At 29.1% G+C, this 20,396-nt stretch carries 15 protein-coding genes; 12 read left to right on the top strand and 3 right to left on the bottom strand.

Annotated elements, in window-relative coordinates; genetic code table 11:
• Positions 1 to 98: 98 nt before the first annotated feature.
• Positions 99 to 854: a peroxide stress protein YaaA gene (yaaA, locus tag H8S20_RS05090; protein WP_207725252.1), complete on the bottom strand. Its 756-nt coding sequence runs from the start codon at positions 852 to 854 to the stop codon at positions 99 to 101.
• A 150-nt stretch (positions 855 to 1,004) separates the two neighbouring features.
• Between yaaA and H8S20_RS05085 the strand changes: the two genes are divergently transcribed.
• Positions 1,005 to 2,381 carry a clostripain-related cysteine peptidase gene (locus H8S20_RS05085; RefSeq protein WP_186859446.1) on the top strand — a complete coding sequence of 459 codons (1,377 nt, stop codon included), beginning with the start codon at positions 1,005 to 1,007 and terminating at the stop codon, positions 2,379 to 2,381.
• Positions 2,382 to 2,764: 383 nt separating this feature from the next.
• On the top strand, positions 2,765 to 7,153 hold the full coding sequence (polC, locus tag H8S20_RS05080; protein ID WP_366455647.1) for a DNA polymerase III subunit alpha: 4,389 nt from the start codon (positions 2,765 to 2,767) through the stop codon (positions 7,151 to 7,153).
• 37 nt (positions 7,154 to 7,190) lie between these two features.
• Here the strand turns inward: polC and H8S20_RS05075 are convergent, their stop codons facing one another.
• On the bottom strand, positions 7,191 to 8,201 hold the full coding sequence (locus H8S20_RS05075) for a phosphotransferase (RefSeq protein ID WP_032117801.1): 1,011 nt from the start codon (positions 8,199 to 8,201) through the stop codon (positions 7,191 to 7,193).
• A gap of 335 nt (positions 8,202 to 8,536) precedes the next feature.
• On the opposite strand from H8S20_RS05075, the gene H8S20_RS05070 reads away from it, so the two are divergent.
• The 7 genes from H8S20_RS05070 (at position 8,537) to H8S20_RS05040 (ending at position 15,746) form a co-directional block, all read left to right on the top strand.
• Positions 8,537 to 9,391 (top strand): YitT family protein, encoded by an 855-nt coding sequence (locus H8S20_RS05070; RefSeq protein WP_032117802.1) that lies wholly within the window; start codon positions 8,537 to 8,539, stop codon positions 9,389 to 9,391.
• 77 nt (positions 9,392 to 9,468) lie between these two features.
• Positions 9,469 to 9,792, top strand: coding sequence for a DUF1904 family protein (locus H8S20_RS05065; RefSeq protein WP_032117803.1), 324 nt, complete (start codon positions 9,469 to 9,471; stop codon positions 9,790 to 9,792).
• 254 nt (positions 9,793 to 10,046) lie between these two features.
• Complete coding sequence (locus H8S20_RS05060; RefSeq protein WP_243177516.1) at positions 10,047 to 11,678, top strand: ABC transporter substrate-binding protein; 1,632 nt, start codon at positions 10,047 to 10,049, stop codon at positions 11,676 to 11,678.
• 17 nt (positions 11,679 to 11,695) lie between these two features.
• Positions 11,696 to 12,664, top strand: a complete 969-nt coding sequence (locus tag H8S20_RS05055; protein ID WP_032117805.1) for an ABC transporter permease — start codon at positions 11,696 to 11,698, stop codon at positions 12,662 to 12,664.
• A complete protein-coding gene (locus H8S20_RS05050) occupies positions 12,661 to 13,497 on the top strand; it encodes an ABC transporter permease (RefSeq protein WP_186859445.1) in 837 nt (278 codons plus the stop codon). Before H8S20_RS05055 ends, H8S20_RS05050 begins: the two co-directional genes overlap by 4 nt.
• A gap of 1 nt (position 13,498) precedes the next feature.
• Complete coding sequence (locus H8S20_RS05045; protein ID WP_032117806.1) at positions 13,499 to 15,199, top strand: ABC transporter ATP-binding protein; 1,701 nt, start codon at positions 13,499 to 13,501, stop codon at positions 15,197 to 15,199.
• 19 nt (positions 15,200 to 15,218) lie between these two features.
• Positions 15,219 to 15,746 carry an FmdE family protein gene (locus tag H8S20_RS05040; protein ID WP_032117807.1) on the top strand — a complete coding sequence of 176 codons (528 nt, stop codon included), beginning with the start codon at positions 15,219 to 15,221 and terminating at the stop codon, positions 15,744 to 15,746.
• 142 nt (positions 15,747 to 15,888) lie between these two features.
• Here H8S20_RS05040 and H8S20_RS05035 read toward each other — a convergent pair whose 3' ends face one another.
• Positions 15,889 to 16,257: a metal-sensing transcriptional repressor gene (locus tag H8S20_RS05035; protein ID WP_032117808.1), complete on the bottom strand. Its 369-nt coding sequence runs from the start codon at positions 16,255 to 16,257 to the stop codon at positions 15,889 to 15,891.
• A gap of 311 nt (positions 16,258 to 16,568) precedes the next feature.
• Between H8S20_RS05035 and H8S20_RS05030 the strand changes: the two genes are divergently transcribed.
• From H8S20_RS05030 to H8S20_RS05020, 3 genes are all read left to right on the top strand, one after another.
• Positions 16,569 to 17,483, top strand: a complete 915-nt coding sequence (locus tag H8S20_RS05030; RefSeq protein ID WP_032117809.1) for a ParA family protein — start codon at positions 16,569 to 16,571, stop codon at positions 17,481 to 17,483.
• A gap of 6 nt (positions 17,484 to 17,489) precedes the next feature.
• Positions 17,490 to 17,954, top strand: a complete 465-nt coding sequence (locus H8S20_RS05025; RefSeq protein WP_032117810.1) for a hypothetical protein — start codon at positions 17,490 to 17,492, stop codon at positions 17,952 to 17,954.
• A 183-nt stretch (positions 17,955 to 18,137) separates the two neighbouring features.
• Complete coding sequence (locus H8S20_RS05020) at positions 18,138 to 20,240, top strand: diguanylate cyclase (RefSeq protein ID WP_032117811.1); 2,103 nt, start codon at positions 18,138 to 18,140, stop codon at positions 20,238 to 20,240.
• Positions 20,241 to 20,396: the final 156 nt, after the last annotated feature.

Below are 20,396 nucleotides of genomic sequence, written 5' to 3'. Positions count from 1 at the left end.
ACGCTAAGAGAGATGTGGCCTTCGGCCAGAGAAATATTCAAAGATGAATATTTCTCTTACCTATGGCAACATTTCTCTTTGTAAGCGTAGCAAATAACCTATTTCAAAAATACAAATTCATTTTCTGATGAATGTTTTTCAGAGTATTTAAAAGATAAATCTGAAAAGTTTTTTATATCATCAATATTATATATGTTATTACTAGCTAAATATCTAACCATAAGACCACGGGCCATCTTTGCTTCAGTAGCTTTAACTTTGATTTTAGAATCTTGTAGAGAGCCAAATACACAAGTAATGTATTTATCGTCTACGGATAAGTATTTTTCAATTGTTTTGCTATATTCTTTTGAAGCTAAATTTAGAATTATATCACAATCTTTACGAACTTCTTTATATATACTATCACCCCAAAAAGAGTAAAGGTCCTTAAAATTATTGGCTTTAAGCTTGGCCTGCATTTCTAATCGATATGGAGTTGTTCCATCAAAAGGCTTTAATACTCCATAAAATCCGGAAATTATTTTTAAATGTTTATTTATGTATTCAAATTCATCATTAGAAAAAGAAGTTGGAGACATATATTTATATTGAATTCCTTCATAGGAAAGGATTGCTGGAGTGAAAGCTTTATTCAAATCCATATGTAAATATCTATCGTAATTAAGTTCTGCAATTTGATCATTACAAACTAATAGTTTTTTCAATTCATCGTAAGAAAAATTTTTCAAAGTTTCATAGAGAATAGTTGTTTTATCCATAAAGCAGGGGATAGAGGATGGTGATAAATCATCATCACATATATTCATCTTTTTTGCTGGTGAAATGATAATATTAATATGCTGTTTTATCATAAAATCATATCCTTTATAGTTTTTACAAAAAGTATATCATAAATTTATTTAATATTTTTGTGTTATAGATAAATAATAAACAAGATAATTATAATCGATTTAATTAAAATATGATATAATTTATAGGATATAAAATTAGAGGGGATATATATGAAAAGATGGTATAGATATATAGAGTTATTAATAATTAGTGTTTTAACTATTTGTTTATTTAATATGTGTACAAATAATAAAAGAGCAATGGAAGAAAATGCTGTAGTTCAAATAGAAGAAGAAATAAATGAAACAGATGAAACTATTGAAGTAGAAGAAAATGTAGTTGAGAGCCTAAAAAGAGAACACAGAACCAATATTAAAGGAAATAATGAAGATGTTGTTACTTTAATGATTTATATGTGTGGATCTGATTTAGAATCTAAATATGGAACTGCAAGTGTTGATATAAATGAAATTTTATCTGCAGATATAAGTGAAAACGTAAATATATTAATACAAACAGGTGGATGTATAGATTGGACTAATGAGCAAATTAGCGAGGGAAGGACTCAAATATTTTCTGTTGAAAATGGAGAGTTGCAATTAGTAAATGATAATTTGGGTTTGAAGAATATGGCTGAACCCAATACTCTAACTGAGTTCATAAAGTACTCTAAAGATAATTATCCGGCTAACAGATATGGTTTGATAATTTGGAACCATGGATTTGGAGCAGTTGAAGGTTTTGGACAAGATGAAAATTTCGAAAATGATAATATGAATGTTTATAGTTTGGAGAAAGCTTTAGATGATAGTGATACATATTTTGACTTTATAGGTTTTGATGCTTGTTTTATGTCTACATTAGAAGTGGCGTACACTCTTGAGCCTTTTGCTGATTATTTAATTGCATCAGCTGAAATAGAACCATTTGCAGGATGGTATTATACTAATTGGCTAAATCAATTATCAAGTAATACATCTATAGATACAGTTGAACTAGGGAATATTATTATAGATGATTTTGTAGAGTATAACTCAGGCGAAGGGGTTCCAGAAAATGCAGTATTATCAATTACTGATTTAAGTGAGATAAGAGCTACTTATAATGAGGTTTGTAATTTGATAAGTGAAATAAATTATGAGTTAGAAAATAAAGAGTATGAACGAGTATCTTTAGTAAGAAGTGAAGTTGAAGCTTATGCAGAAAACTTAACAGATCATGTAGATATATTAAGGTTGGCAGAGAGATTAAATATGAATTCATCACAAAATGTAATAGATTCTATTAATAATTCTGTTAAATATAGTAGGAAAACTACCACTATGGCTGAAGTAGGAGGATTATCTTTATATTTTCCTTATTATAAGATGAATTATTTTAATAAATTCCAAGATAACTTTGAAGACTTAGGTTTAAGTGAAGAACATTTTTACTTTGTAAATAATATAACTAATGCTATTAAAGAAGGCAAGGTAGAGGTTATAGGGGAAGCGCGTAAGTTTGAAGAAGATAAAGAAGCTGAGATTAATAGATATAATAGTAATTAATTTATAAACTTAAGTTTAATAATAAAGTTATAATTTTTAGTGACAAGTGACAAGTGGAAAGTAATAGGAGTGTAGATTATGAAGAACTATCTTCATAATCTACATTCCTATTTTAATTTTTATATTTTTAACAAACTAAATTGTAGGCTATTTAGTTGAGAATCATTAATGTTAGTGCCTAAAGAATTATATTTTTTTATTGATGAAAGCATTTAACATAATTTATATAATTCAGAATGTAAGTAAAAATGAAAAAAGTAAAGATATTAAGAGATTGTTTACTAGAAACTATAAATATGAGTATGTTTACATAATTACAAATTGTGGTAAGTAGTTATATAATAAAAGGATGTGATGAATCTTTTTAAGAAAGGTTTGAAAAAATAATGAAAAGAGTAAGGGAAATTTTTAGTGATTTTTATGTAGATAGTAATATTACTAATGCAGTTGTAGAAAATGTTACGTTAAGAAAAAAAGCTAAAGCTTTAGTTCTTAATATTAGTTCGGATAGTTATCTAGATGTAAAAGAAATTGAAGATTTCAACAATTTTTTAAAGGATAGGTTCGTACTTAATGATTCTAAAATAGTTATAACCTATACAAAAGAAGTGGAGAAAAAACCTATAGAAGAAGAGATAAAAAATATAATGTTATTACTTTCTGTAAAACATCCATTTTTGAGAGGTGCAATAAAGAATACAGAATATGAAGTAAGCAGTAATACAATAAATATTTATTTTAAAGTTGAGATATCTCATATATTTAGAGATTTAAATTATCATAAAGAGATTCAAGAGTCTGTAAAGAACTTATATGGAAAGACTTATAAGATAAATTTTATTGATAGAGTGGATCATGAAGAGTTAATGAAGATAAAAGATGATGAGATTAAGAAAGAAATTATTACTCTTAAGAATGTAATGGAAAGTAACCTACCAAACTCAAAGAGGAAGAGCAGCAATAGGGAGAATAGTGAGAAAAGTTGGCAAGGTAATAAAGATTATAATAAGGCAAATAAAGCCAAAGAATATACAAAGAGTAGTAAAAAGGAAGATAATGCTGCATTGATATTAGGCAGAAGTGCTAGATTTAGAGAAGATATAATTAAAATAAGTGATATTACACCTTATGAAGGAACTGTAGCTATAACAGGTGAGGTTGCTAACATGGAGAGTAAAGAGTTACGTAGTGGAAAGATGTTAGTTTCTTTTGATTTATACGATGGCTCAAGCTCCATTAGTTGTAAATGTTTCGTAAAAGGTGAACAGTATGAAGAAGTAGTATCAAGAATTAAAAAGGCTAAAGGAGTAAAGCTCTGGGGAAATTCAGGTGTGAGTAAATTTACAGGAGAAATAGAAGTAATTGCAAATACTATAGTAGAAACCTCTGGTATGACAAAGACCGTAAGAATGGATAACTCAGAAGTGAAGAGAGTTGAGCTTCATATGCATACTAAGATGAGTCAGATGGATGCTATGAGTAGTGCAGCTGATTTAATTAAGAGAGCTATGAGCTGGGGAATGAAATCTATAGCTATAACAGATCATGGAGTTGTGCAGGCTTTTCCTGAAGCTCATAAATTATTAGGAAGAAACAATGATAATATGAAAGTAATTTATGGTGTAGAAGCATATTTAGCACCAGATAAAAAGAACTCTGTAACTAATGGAAGAGGTCAGAGTATAGATACTACTTATTGTGTTTTAGACTTAGAAACTACAGGATTTTCACCTAAGACAGAGAAGATTACTGAAATAGGGATAATGAAGATTAAAGATGGTAAAGTAATAGATAAGTTTAGTACTTTTGTAAATCCACAAAAATCTATTCCGCAAAGAGTGGTTGAAGTTACTAATATAACTGATGATATGGTAAAGGGTGCAGAGACCATAGATAAGATATTTCCTAAAATGCTAGATTTTATTGGCGGTACTGTTTTAGTAGCACATAATGCTGATTTTGATATAGGTTTCTTAAAGCATAATGCCAAGGTTTTAGGATATGATTTTAACTTTACGTATATTGACACTTTATCGTTAGCTCAAGATGTTTTTCCACATTTTAAAACATATAAGCTAGGAAGAATAGCTAAAAATCTTGGAATAAAGGTTGAGGTTGCTCATAGAGCATTAGATGATGTTGATACAACAGTTAAAGTATTTAATATAATGCTTGAAAATTTAAAAGAAAGAGGAGCAAGTACTTTAGAGGACATAGATAAATATGCCTTTGATGAAGAAGCTCAAAAAGAAAGCTATAAAAAAGTAAAAACCTATCATGCTATAATCCTTGCAAAGGATTATGTAGGATTAAAGAATTTATATAAGCTTGTTTCATATTCTCATTTAGATTATTTCTATAAAAAGCCTCGTATATTAAAGAGCATGTATAAGAAATATTCTGAAGGATTGATTTTAGGAAGTGCGTGTAGTGAGGGCGAGCTTTATAAAGCGATATTACTTGGAAAGTCTGATGAAGAAATTGAAAGTATTGCAAAAGATTATGATTACTTAGAAATTCAACCATTAGGAAATAATGATTACTTAATAAGAAATGGAGAAGTTCCTGATAATGAATATTTAAAAGATATAAACAGAAAAATTGTAGCTTTAGCTGAAAAGCTAGGGAAACTTGTAGTTGCTACAGGAGATGTTCATTTTATGGATCCAGAAGATGAAATATATAGACGTATTTTAGAAGCTGGTCAAGGATTTAAAGATGCAGATAATCAGGCTCCATTATATTTGAGAACTACTGAAGAGATGCTTGAGGAATTCTCATATTTAGGGGAAGAAAAAGCTTATGAAGTTGTTGTGACAAACACTAATAAAGTAGCAGATATGTGTGAACAGATAAGTCCTATATCTCCAGAAAAATGTCCTCCTCATATTGAAGGTTGTGAGAAGACAATTAAAGATATAGCTTATGGAAAAGCTCATGAATTATATGGGCAAGAGCTACCAACTGTAGTTCAAGAAAGATTAGATAAAGAGCTTGATTCTATTATAAAGAATGGATTCTCAGTAATGTATATAATTGCTCAAAAGCTTGTGTGGAAATCAAATGAAGATGGGTACCTTGTAGGATCTAGAGGATCTGTTGGATCATCTGTTGTAGCGTATATGACAGGAATAACAGAGGTAAATGCACTACCTCCTCATTATAGATGCAGTAAATGTAAGTATTCAGACTTTACAGACTATGGATATAAGAATGGTTTTGATTTGCCTGATAAGGATTGTCCTGTCTGTGGTGAGAAGATGGATAAGGATGGTATGGATATACCTTTTGAAACATTCCTTGGATTTAATGGGGATAAAGAACCAGATATAGATTTAAACTTTTCAGGTGAATATCAAGCAAAAGCACATAGATATACAGAAGTTATCTTTGGTAAAGGAACTACCTTTAAAGCTGGTACAATAGGTACAATAGCAGATAAAACAGCATTTGGATATGTTAAAAAATATTTTGACGAAAGAAATACTCCTGCAAATAAAGCTGAAATTACTAGAATTTCTAAAGGTTGCACAGGGATAAAAAGAACTACAGGACAACATCCAGGGGGAATTATAGTAGTACCTAAGGGAAGAGAGATATTTGAATTTTGTCCAGTTCAACATCCAGCAGATGATCCGGATTCAGATATCATAACAACACATTTTGATTATCATTCTATTGACCAAAATCTTTTAAAGCTTGATATACTTGGTCATGATGACCCTACAGTAATAAGAATGCTACAGGATTTAACTGGAGTAGATCCTCAAAAGATACCTCTTGATGATAAGGAAACTATGTCTTTATTTTCATCAACAGAAGCTCTAGGAGTAACTCCAGAACAGATAAATTCAAAGGTCGGAACCTTTGGAATACCTGAGTTTGGAACTAAGTTTGTTAGAGGAATGCTTTTAGATACACTACCTAAAAGCTTTGGTGATTTATTATGTATATCAGGACTTTCTCATGGTACAGATGTATGGCTTGGTAATGCTAAAGATTTAATAGATGCAGGAACTGTTACTTTAAGTGAAGCGGTGTGTACAAGAGATGATATTATGATTTATCTTATAAAAAAAGGACTTGATCCCAATGCTTCCTTTAAGATAATGGAAACAGTACGTAAGGGTAAAGCCTTAAAGGATCCAGAAAAATGGGGAGAATATGAAGCTATGATGAGAGAACATGATGTACCAGAATGGTATATAGATTCTTGTAGAAAGATAAAATACATGTTCCCTAAAGCCCATGCAGCAGCTTATGTAATGATGGCATTTAGAATAGCATGGTTTAAGGTTCATATACCTAAAGCATATTACACTGCTTATTTTACTATTAGAGCTAAAGCCTTTGATGCAGAATTTATGATTTTTGGAAAAGAAAAAGTAAAAGAAAAAATGAACGAGATAATGATGCAAGGTAATGAAGCAGCACCAAAGGATAAAGATATGTATGATGATTTAGAGATTGTTTTAGAGATGTATGAGAGAGGGATAAGATTCTTACCAATAGACTTATATAAATCTGATGCTACTAAATTCAAAATTGAAGACGATGGAATAAGACCACCATTAAATAGTATATCCGGCATGGGGAATATAGCAGCTGAATCTATATTTAATGCTGTTCATGAAGATATTCCTATAAGTTCCATAGATAATTTAAGAAAGAGAGCTAAAATAGGAAATTCTACAACAGACTTACTAAGAAAGTTTGGATGCTTAGGTGGACTTTCAGAAAGTGACCAAGTAAGCTTTTTTGATGCAATATAAATAAGCGCGAGCTTAGCTCGCACTTATTTCATGTTTTTTAAGAATTCAAAATAATATTTATTAACTCTAAAACCTTGTCTAAATGTTGATTTTTTGAAATTAAAGAATTCCATAAGGCCACATTAGGATAAAATGATAGGTAAATAATCTTTTTATAATATTTAAATATATTGAGCTCTAAATTATTTAAACTATAAGATTCAAATATTTCAGATAATAAAAGTTCTTGCACTTTGTTCATTTTATCAAAAATCTCTTGAGCTGTTAGTTGATCAAAATCAGACTTTTCTAAATAATACATTGTTTCGTTTAAGAAACAATTAATATTAACTTCCGTTCCAAACATATTAAAATCAATTATTCCTCTAAAATCACCTTTATCATCAACTAAAATATTTGAATCATTCAAATCACCCTGGTAAACACATCTAGGAAGTTGATGAATATAAATCTTTATATGTTCTCTAAGTTGGTGATTAATTAGCACTAATTTATTTGATAAGTCATTGAATTGCTTTTCTTTTAGTGTAGAAACAAGGCTATCAAGATTTTCTTGTTTCTCATCTTTATTTATATCAAATGGGCCTAATTCAATCAGAGACCACATTGATTTAAATTTAGATAAATCGATATTTGAAAACTGTTGAGCGAGTTTACCAATGTGTTTAACCACATTTTTTCTAAAAGTATAGTCAATTGAGTTATCTTTTGAATTGTAAATATTATATGGTGCACATTCTTCAATATAACAAATATATTGAATGTTATCTTTCTCATAGTAGCAAGCTAAATTTCCGGTTTTGTTTTTTATAAGACTTGGACAATATACTCCTATTTTTCTATATTTTGAGATCAAAGTTGATATGTCTTGCAAAAAATCTTCAGTAATAACTGTAGAATTATTAATTTTTAAAAAGTATTCGTTATTAATTTTGTAATTAAAACGTCTATCTGATTCAGATTTGGATGTATCAATTACATCACTTATTTGAATACACTCAATATTAAATTCCTGACAAATGATTTTTAGATCATTAAAACTAAACATATTTTATCTGCCCCTTTTATATAACAAAATCAAAGTTGTGTTAGGTAATTATAAAATTCTTATTATATTCTTATATAAGTATAATACATAATTATGGAAAATAATAAGTTTAATATAAATCAGCAGGTAGAATGGTTATTTCAAAAGTATGAAATATATAATAAATTTTATAAAAACATAAGTATTATTACAGTTTTTGCAGATATTATTATTAGATGGATAAATTTATGATAACGTAAGAAAAAACTATTGAAAATTATTTATAACAATATAATATTAAATAATGTATATAATTTTTAAAATAGATCTAAAGATAAATATAAAGGAGAGGCAGTATGAGAAGTATAATTAAAAGAGCAATAGTTATAGTATTTTATGCAGTTTTAGCAGCTGTTGGGGTAAATATGTTTTTAGCACCAAGTAATATATTTTCAGGAGGGGTTACTGGACTTTCGCAATTATTATCTTCAGTTGGCTTAGATTTTTTTAATATTAATATAAGTATATCTGCATGGGTATTAATTATAAATTTACCGTTAGCTATTTTATCATGGCTTAAATTAGGTAAAAAGTTTACTGTTTATACTATATTAGCAGTTGCATCATCATCATTTTTTATGAAGATAATACCAATGGTCCAAATAACAAATAATCAAATTTTAGCAGCTATATTTGGTGGTGTTTTAACAGGTGCAGGTGTAGGATTATGCCTAAGAGAAGGATTTTCTACTGGAGGTACTGATATTATAGTTTTAGTTGTTCAAAAGCTTACAGGGAAGTCAGTAGGTCAAGTTGGACTTTTACTAAATGGAGCTATTGTATTAGCAGCAGGGCTTATATACGGATGGGAACAATCATTATATAGTTTAGTAGCTATATATGCAATGACCCAAGTAATGGATAGGTTCTTTATCCAACAACATAAATTAACAGTTACTATTTACACCAAAAAAGGTGAAGAGATGGCAAAGAATTTGTTATCTAACAATTTAAGAGGTGTAACTATAGGTAAAGGCTTCTTAGGTGGATATACAAAAGAAGAGTTACAATCTGTTATAACAGTAATATCAAAGCATGAGCTTTTATTTATAAAGAAAGCTGTAGAAGAAGTAGACCAAGATGCTTTCGTAAATGTTCAACCAACAGTAGATGTAATAGGTAAATTCTTAGATAAATCTCTATTAGAATAATATGATTAATTAAGTAGTACGTAAGAGTGAAGAATTAATAATTAAGATAGAACAATGAGGATGAGGAGAAATAGATTATGCCGATGTTAAGAGTTAAAGGAATACCTCAAGAAGAGGTTATGAAGGAAAGTAAAGTATTAATAGATGAATTAGTAGAAATAATAGAATGTCCAAGAGATTATTTTACTATAGAATTAATTAATAATACTTTTATAATGGATGGAGAAGTAGTTGTACCTCCTACGATAATAGAAGTTGCTTGGTTTGATAGAGGTCAAGAAGTTCAAGATAAGGTAGCAAAGGCTATAACAAGTCACTTTAAGAAGGACAGAGAATGTTTAGATGTAGTTTTCCAAGGATTAGAGCATAAAAACTATTATGAAAATGGGGAGCATTTTTAAAAAATATAGTTTTACTTAGATATTTTTATGAAAAATTAGACTATACTGCTAACCGGGGGGATAGGTTATTAGAGATAGGGATTATATAGCTAATAAATAGCTATATAATCCCTTTATTGCTTTATTTCTATGGAAATATTTTAATAGAATATTTTTAGTGAAATTAATAACCCTATAGGTAGCTTGTAGATAAAATTGATGAATGATATAGTTGGCTTGTTATAATAAAATGATATAGAATTATGGAGGTAAAGATGAAAAATATTAAAAAAATATTGTTAGCTAGCTTTATGATTGTTGTGTTAGTATTTACAGTTAGCGGATGTGGAAGTCATGTTAATGTAGATAATACAAATGGAACAGCTAGTAATAATGTAGATGAAAATAAAGATAATATAGAATCAAATAAAGATTCAGATGGTTACTTAGTAGAAACCTTAAAATTAGAGGGAGGAACAGATTGGGGAACCCCTAATCCGTTTTTAAATGAATCTAGAGGCCCTGGAACAGCAAAGATGAGACTTGTTTATGCAAGCCTTTTAGAAAAAGATGAAACAAGTGATATATCATGGCTTGCAGAAAGCTTTGATTTTAACGGCAATGATTATACTTTTACTTTGTTTGATAATACAACATTCCAAGATGGTACTCCATTAACTACGGAGGATATAGCTTTTACTATTGATTATTTCAAGAAGAATCCACCAGTAAGCAATTCTCTTGGAGCTGGTGAAAAATTTATAGTAGACCATTATACAATTGTAGATGAAAAGACAATAACTATAACTGTTAAAGAGGCTAATGCAGATACATTAAGCAGTTTAGGATCTTTTGTTATTATTCCAAAGCATATATGGGAAAAGGTTGATGATCCATATAGCTATACTGGAGATGGATATTTAGTAGGTAGTGGAGCTTACAAGTGTACTGCATATGAAGGTGCTACTGGAACATATGAGTTTACTGCTTATGAAGGTTGGGTAAACGGAAAACAAGCAGCAGAAAAAATACAATTTGTACCTGTTAGTGATGCAATTTTAGCTTTTGAAAATGGTGAAATTGATATAACCTCAATGCCTGCTGATTTAAAGGATAAATATGTAAGTGATAGTTCTGTTGGCATAGTTGAAAAAGCGAATGATATGGGATATAAAATGTTAATCAATTATGAGAAATGTCCAGATTTTCTAGATATAAAATTAAGGCAAGCTATTTATGCAGCATTAGACAGACAATCTGTAGTGGATAATGTATTTAGGGGAGCAGGTACTGTTGGAAGTGCTGGATATGTTCCAGAAGGAAGTCTTTATTACAATGAAGATGTAATAAAGTATGAATATAATCCAGAAGCGGCAAAAGAAGTATTTGATGGAAAAGGTTATAATGTAACACTTTTAGTTGCTGATAGTGGTGATGATGTAAATATTGGAGAAATAATTAAAAATAATCTTGAAGCTGTAGGAATAGGGGTTAACGTAGTAGCCTATGATTCAGCAACAAGAGATACTATGATTAATAATGGAGATTACGAATTTGCACTTGTTGGTAATGGAGGATGGGGAAATAATCCACCTACATTTATGAGAACTTTATTTTCTGATGAGTCAAAGTTTAGTGGAACAAATCCTCACTCTATGGGAGCTATAGGATATAGTAGCAAAGAAATGACTGAACTAGCAGAAGCACAAGTTTATGAAACAGACTTTGATGCAAGAATTAAGATTTTTAAGGATTTAGAATACTTAGTTAGTGAAGAGATACCTCTATTTGTAATTGCGAATAAATCAAGTTATTCAATGTATAAAAAGGATTATTACGATGGTTGGATGAAGACATATGCATATCAACAAGCAGAACAAAATAGATTATCTTATATGGCAAGATAAAAGGAATGAGAGATTAGATGAGAAAAAGACTTTTAGTTCTACTTTTCTCCTTTGTAGTTATATATCTGTTTAACTTTTCTATACCTAGACTTATGCCAGGTGATCCATTTCAATATTCTTCATCAGTATCAGGAGAAGATATGACAGAAGAGTTTAGTAAAGAGCAGAAAGAGCAGATGAAAAAGTATTACGGATTAGATAAACCAATAGGTGAGCAACTTGTAGATACTATAACTAAAAATATTAAAGGGGATTTTGGGATTAGCATTCACTATAAAAGGCAAGTTAGTGAAATTTTAAAAGAAAGATTCCCTTGGACATTATATATAATGGGGGCAACATTAGTTATAAGCTTACTGTTAGGGTCTATTCTAGCTCTTATATGTGTAAGAAATAGAAAGTTTGATAAGGTTGCATATGGTATATTATCTGCAGCTTCTGAAATTCCTCCTTTCCTTATAGGAATTGTATTATTGTTTTTAATTGCAGCTAAAGTAAGTTGGATTCCACTTTCAGGTGCAGTAACTCCTTTTGGAAAATATGCTACAGAGTTTGAATGGATATATGATGTGTTTATTCATAGTCTTTTACCAATACTTGCAATGTGTATAGTAACTATACCTAAGTTTTACTTTACTGCAAGGGCAAGCTTCTTAAGTGTATTAGAAAAACCTTATCTAGTTAATGCGAAGGCAAAAGGTCTAAAGGAGAAGAGAATACTTTGGAAATATATATTTATAAATGGAATTACACCTATAATAGCAAGATTTTTTCTAAGTGTAGGAACTACAGTTGGAGGAACTCTTTTAATTGAAAATGTATTTGCTTATCCAGGGTTAGGAACAGTGATGAGAGAGGCTGTAAGGTATAGAGACTATACTATGATACAGGGTGTATTTTTACTATCAACGATAATAGTATTAGTAAGTCTACTTATTTCCGATATAATAAATGATTTTGTTGATAAGAGAGGGATAAAAGTATGAAGAAAATTAATACTTATCTAATTATATTTTCAATACTTACATTATTCTTCTTATATGGATCTTATATATATCCTCATAGTGCAACTTTACCTTCAGGTTTGTCTCTTGAGGCGCCAAATATAAATCATATATTTGGTACAGATAATTTAGGTATAGATATATATGCTCAAATTTCTAGTGGGTTTTTTAGAAGTATGGCTATAGGAATAGTTACTGCTATATTTGCAACAATTATTGGAGGACTACTAGGGATCTTATCAGGATATATTGGGGGAACTATAGATCATATTACTTTATTTTTGATAAATATATTTTTATCTGTTCCTCAGTTGCCTGTAATGATAGTAATAGGAGCGTTTTTTGGACAAAGTACTTTAAATATTATATTTATAATAGCTGCATTTTCTTGGGCTCAAATTGCTAAACAGCTTAGAGCAAAGGTTATTTCTATAAAAAATATGGAGTATGTTAAACTTGCAGAAAGTTATGGAGGAAGTCCTTTATATATTATAATGAGGCATTTAAGTAGAGAGTTAATACCACTACTTATGATAAATGGACTTGCAGTAATAGGACGCGCTATTATACAGGAATCGTCCCTTGCATATCTAGGATTATCAGATCCAATAGCAAAATCCTGGGGACTTATGATATCAAAAGCAACAGCTTTTTCAGGAATATACTTTAGTGAGTTTTGGAAATGGTGGCTTATGCCACCGATATTAGCATTGATATTATCAGTATTAACTTTAAGATTACTTTCAAGGGCTTTAGAACAGTATATGTTAAAGGAAAACCATACTGAGATGAGTGATAGCTTAAGGAGGGAATAGTATGGAGGAAATATTAAAAGTAAATAAACTTTCAGTTGAATATCCAGAGTTTACCTTACATCCTATTTCCTTTACTATGGAAAAAGGTGAAATTCTATCTATTATTGGGGAATCAGGAAGTGGAAAGACTACTATAGCAAAAGCTATAACTTGTATTATGGATAAAGAAACAGCGGTAACAGGAGAAGTTTTCATAGATGGAAAAGAATTATTATCTATGAAAGAGATAGATAGAAAATTATTAAGAATGACAGAGTTTTCTATAGTATTTCAGAATTCATTAGAGTGGTTAAATCCATCAATGACATTAGAAGGACAGTTAAAGGAAATATTGATTAAGGAAGCTAACTACTCCTATGATCGTAGGAGTAAGTTCGAGGTAACAAATCGGAGATTTGGACTCTCACTTAAAAAAGAAATGCAAGATAAAATGGTAGAGCTTATGGAAGTAGTTGGCTTAAGTAAAGATGATTTGAAAAGATATCCTAGAGAGTTATCTGGTGGGATGAGTCAGAAGTTCATGATTGCTAGTGCTATAGCTTTAAGACCTAAGCTTGTGATTATGGATGAGCCTACAAGTTCTTTAGATGTAGCTTCAAGAGATTCTTTTATAGAGCTTATACGAAAGCTTAATAGGGAATTAGGAATCGCATTTTTGATAATAACTCATGATTTAAAGCTAAGTAGTGAGTTAAGTAATAAAATGATTGTTTTATATGGTGGACATATTATGGAGACTGGTGATACTAAAGAAATTTTAGAGAAGCCACGACATCCATATACTAGGGGACTTATCCATGCTTCAGTTGGCTTTAACCTTGTAAAAGATATATGGGGGATTAGAACTGGGGTAGTTAAAAGGGAGAATTATGGATGTCCTTTCTATGGTAGATGTACTCAAAGTATTAGCATTTGTGAAGATAAAGTACCAGATCTTAAAATGGCAGAAGATAATAGATGGATTGCTTGTAACCGTAGTGGTGTTGTAAAAGTTTTAGAAGGGAAAAATATAAGTAAGGTATATGGCAAACAACAAGTGCTTTCAGGTATTGATCTTACAGTGTATAGCGGCGAGATAGTATCTATAGTTGGAAAATCTGGTGTAGGTAAGTCAACTTTAGCAAGGATATTAGGTGGATTTTTAAATGAGTTTGATGATGGACATATTAATTTTGAAGGTAAATCAGCAAATTTTAAAGTGCAACATAAAACTATAGGTGGGATTCAGATGGTATTTCAAGATAGTGAAGGCTGTCTTAATCCACATATGACAGTAAGGGAGATTGTAGCTGAACCATTGAAATTGGCTAAGGCAAATGATGGTTTAGAAGAGAAGATAAAAAGAGCCTTATTAGATACAGGGCTTCCTATAGATAATCAGTTTTTAAATAAAAAGATAAAAACATTATCAGGTGGGCAAAAGCAAAGAGTAAATCTAGCTAGAGCATTAACTATGGAGCCAAAAATTATGATTGCAGATGAACCAACAGCTATGCTTGACCCATCTAGTAAGGCTAATCTTATAAGAATGTTAAAGGGATTACAAAACAAACGAGGCTTTAGCATGCTTATGATTAGTCACGATTTAGAAAGTGTACTTAAAATCTCAGATAGAACGTACTTATTACAACAAGGGAAGTTGAAAAGGTTAGATCCATCAGAGTATATGCAAATTAATATAGATAAAATTTTTGCAAATTAAATAGATAGGAGAGAGTATTATGATTAATACAGAATTATGGAATAAGTGTGTAGAGTTTCATGGACATGAGTGTGGAGGGTTAACTATAGGGTATCAAGCTGCTATATATGCAAAGCAGTTACTAAGTGGTGATTTTTCACAAGATGAGGAAATGGTTTGTATAACAGAAAATGATGCCTGTGGAGTAGATGCTATTCAAGTTATTTTAGGATGTAGTGTAGGAAAGGGTAATTTATTATTTCATATGAGAGGTAAACAAGCCTTTTCGTTTTATAATAGAAACAATGGAAAATCTGTACGTCTTGTATTAAAGCAAAAACCAAATATGACTAGAGAAGAAAGCTTCAAATATTATCAAGAATGTAATCCAGAAGATATGTTTGATGTTAAAGAAACAACTCTTGAAGTTCCAGAAAGAGCAAGGATATTCAAATCTATCATTTGTGAAGATTGTGGAGAAAAAACTTCAGAAAATATGATAAGAATACAAAATGAAAAGAATTTGTGTATGGATTGCTATAATGAATATAACCGATTTAATGTTTAATTAAAAATGGGAAATTAAATATTGAAGATGAAACTCCTATAGAATTAAATCTCTATGGGAGTTTTTAATAATAGTTTTAGAAATTATGTAGTAATTTCATCTGCAATTTGACATTTATCATTTTTAATTTTAAATTTATTAATTATTTTATAAATAAATTAATTGCTTTATTTAAATCCTCAATTGCTTTTCTATCACCGGATTCTACGGCTTCTACAAGACAGTGTTCTATATGATCTTGTAAGATTACTTTACCTGTGCTTGTTAGTGCTGATATTACTGCAGATAATTGTATTAGTACTTCGCTACAATCTCTATCATCCTCTACCATTCTCTTTACTGATTCTAAATGACCTTTTGCTTTTGATAATCTATTTAATACGGCTTTAGTATTTTGATGGACATGCTTATGGGTATGTCCACTAGTGTTATCATGGCTATGGATATAAGTCTTTCCATCATTATTAATGTGAATATGTTCTTTTTTTTCATCAATTTGCTTTAGTGCCATAATAAAAGTCCCCCTTTTTAAAACTCTCTTTATACAATTTGTGAAACATATGAATATTTTATCTTCTTATAAATATAGTATTTATTTAAAGAAATATTAACTGGAATAAATTCGTGATTATTTTATGGTAATAACATAACTTATGATTTATAAGACACTAGTATGATATCATTTTTTATTTTAAAAGTAAAATGTTTACATATGTGAATTTTATATAGTTATCATTTTGGAAGCTAAATTTAATAGTAAAGTAATTAAATAAAAAAATCTACAGTATAAATAAGATGGGAGTATTTGTAGGAGGAAGTTAATTGAAAATTATTTCTGTTGTTAATTACAAAGGTGGCGTTGGAAAGAGTACAGTTGTATCAAATTTAGGTGCTTTATTAGCTTTAGACGGTTATAAAGTATTATTAATAGATTTAGATCCTCAGGCTAGTTTAACTTTTTCGTATATGGGAATTGATAATTGGAAAAGAGAGTATAAGGACAAAAAAACAATAAAGACTCTTTTTAACTCTATAATTAATAAGAAAAAGGATAATATAAAAAATTATATTACTAATGATCTAAAAGCTAATTCTGTAATAATTAAAAATGGAGGACAGGCTATAAGTTTATTACCGTCTAGTACAGATTTATATGAAATACAAATAGATTTAGCAAGAAGTATATCTGGAAATACAAAAAGAAAATATACAAAAAATAAGTTAAGATGTATATCTGGATTAAGAGAAGAGTTAATGACTGTGTATGGAGAATATGACTTTGTATTATTAGATTGCCAACCGAGCTTTGATTTAATTACTCAAAGTGCAATGTATGCATCTGATTCATATATAGTACCTACAAAGCTAGATTATCTTTCAACAGTAGGGGCGCCTACTCTCTTAGAACATGTTGAAAATTTGAAGAGGGAAGTTGAAAGAGGGATAAATGAATTTGATTTTTATCAATTTAAGCATATGGATATAAAGTTAATGGGAGTATTACCTACTATGGTTAAGATAATAAATGGACAACCTAAATCAATGCATAAACAATATTTAAATGAAATAAATTATGAAGATAATCTAGAAACATTTGTATCAAAGATTAGAGCAAATGACGAGGAGATTGATAATAATAATGATTTACCTTTTGTATTAACCAATATAAATAGGAAGAAGACAGCGATACATTTAGACTTTGAGAATTTTGAAAAAGAATTTTTAAGAAGGGTATAGCTAATAATGGAAAAATCGGATATTTTAAAAGTTAATAAATTAGTATTTGAATATATATTAAATCTTGACGATGTGGAATTAAAACAATTATTAAATGGAGTCAAGTTTCTAGAATTAAGAGATGGAGAAGATGCTGGAGAAAAATTATCACCTAACAAGAGCAGTAATAAAAAAGTCATAGGGAAAAAGCTTGAGTCAAGCAAAAGAAAACCTAGGGCTTCTAGAATTGAAAATGACAGTGATGATAAAAGGTTAGAAGAGGTTTTAATAAAATTAAATTCTGTTATTACTAAGGAAGAAGCTTATGATTATTTGAAGAATAGTGGATTGAAAGTTAATGAATTAAAAGCTATAGCTAAAAAAGCAGAAATTTTTGTGAAGAGTAGAAGCAAAAAAGAGGAAATTATAGATAAATTAGTGCAAGGGACTGTAGGAGTTAAAATTAAGATGAAAATTTTAAAAGAAGGATAATGATAAAGTTAGATAGGTATTTCTAATATTAGTAAAGGAATACCTATTTATATTTAACTGAAGAAAGATATGATATTTATTTACATAGTAATATAATTTATATTACAATTACATTAAGTGTAGAATATTAATACAAAATATGAAAAAAATGTATACAGGTATACTTATTTGAGGAGGAGAATAATGAACTTCGAAGAAATTATTAAGAATCTGGAAAAGTTAGAGCCTGATAAAGAATATATAAAGATAATATGCAGGAATATAAATGAGTTAGAATATAGAGCATCAAGAGACATATATGAAAAGTTAATAGAATATGTAAAAGAGAGGGGGTTATCTTATGCATATCCTTGGATAATACATAACTATGGATGGATTCAACATGGATTAGGTAATTTTAAAAAAGCTATAGAAGTTCATACAGAAGCTTATAAAATATTTGAAAGAGAGAATGATCATGATGGAATATTGGCTACTATTAATGCTCTAGTGGGGAATTATTCCTTTACACAACAGTTTGATAGGGCTATAGAGTATGGTATAAAAGGAATAGAATTAGCAGAGAAAATTGGTAATTATCAAGCATTAAATAGTATAAAAAATAATATGTCCATAACATATGTAGAGATCGGTGAATATGGGAAAGCAAAATCTTTATTAGAACAGATATCGAACCTTCCTAACATAGATATAAAGCATAATAAAATAGTAAACTTAATTAATTTAGCAGAGTGCGAAAGGGAGCTAAATAATTATGATATATCCATAAATTATTTAGAAAATGCTTTAGAACTTGCGAAAGATTTTTCAGTAAATTTAATTCCAGGAGTTCTAGAAGAGATGGGAAGAACTTATTGTGCTAAAGGTTTATATAATCTTGCAGATGAAAGATTTAGTGAAAGTGTAAGAATTTCAAGAGATACAGAACATAAATTATGTTTAAATGAAGCATTACTTTATTGGTCAGAAGTAGATTTGAAAAAGGAACGATATAATGGAGCTATAATTAAGCTAAAAGAAGTAGAAGAAAATATAGAAAGCGTTAATTCTATAAGAAATAAGAATAAAATATATTATAACATGAGTTTAGCTTATAAAGCTTTAGGTAATTATGAAAGTGCATATTCATATTTAGAAAAAGTTAATCATCTACAAAGAGAGATGTTTAAAAAGACAAGCATTGCAAGTATTAAAAATTTAGATAAAAAAAGATTAGAGGATGAAGAAACAGTATATAAGTCTTTATATAAACAGACTGAGGCATTATATAGCGTAGGGCAAAGGATAACAACCAATCTAAATAGAAAAAATATTTATAAAGTTATTGCTGAAGAAATGAAAAATTTAATTAAGTGCGATGTACTTCAAGTATCTTTAATAAATACAGAAAATAAAACATTAGAATATAAATTATGTATGAATATGGGGAAAGATCTTGAGATGGTTCCAATTAATCTTAATGATGAAAATAGATTTGGAGTATATGCTATTAAACATAAGCAGGAGATATTAATAAATGACTTGAATAAAGAGTACTATAAATATTTCAATAACTTTGAAAGTTATATAGATAAATTATCTAAAGAGCAAAATAGAACTTCAGAAAGGTTTTCTCAATCTATGATTTTTGTACCTATAATTATACATGATAGAGTTATAGGGGTAATGAGTGTGCAGTCTTACGAAAAAAATATGTTTACTTTAAAGGATGTAAATACTTTGAAAATACTATCTACATATGTAGGTATTGCACTAGAGAATTCTAAACTTTATAAAGAACTAAAATATAGAGCCAATTATGATGTGTTAACAAAGATTTTTAATAGAAGGGAAATATTAAGAAGAAGTGAAAAAATTTATAATAAGGTCAAAAAAGATTTAGAAAGTTATTGTATTATGATGATAGATGTAGATAATTTTAAGAATATAAACGATACGTATGGACATCAAATTGGGGATAAGGTGCTTGCCACTGTTGCTAAGACTATTAAAGAATCAATAAGAGAAGATGATATAGTAGGTAGATATGGGGGAGAAGAATTTATAGTTATAGTAAAAGATGATTACAATAGTAATTTAAAAATGGCTGAGAGAATAAGGGGAAACATTGAAAAAATAGTTATTAATGTAGATGAGAATAAATTTATTAAAGTAACCTCTAGTATAGGAATAACTGAGATGGATGCAAAAGATAAGACATTACAACAAATTATTAGTGATTCAGATAAAGCGCTATACGAAGCTAAAAATACAGGAAAAAATAAAGTTGTTGCAAACTATGTATAATTTGTTTTCTAAGCTTACAAGGAGAAATATTGGCTTACACCAGGATAAATAAATGCCTACGGCATAGATATTATATCTGCCGTAGGCATATTTTTCTTAAGGAAATGTTGATAGGTATTTGGTTAAAGGATATATTTCGAAATATAGAAATTGATT

This window comes from Clostridium hominis (genome assembly GCF_014287825.1).
Classification (GTDB): domain Bacteria; phylum Bacillota; class Clostridia; order Clostridiales; family Clostridiaceae; genus Clostridium; species Clostridium hominis.
This window is presented reverse-complemented; position numbering and strand designations above follow the sequence as displayed.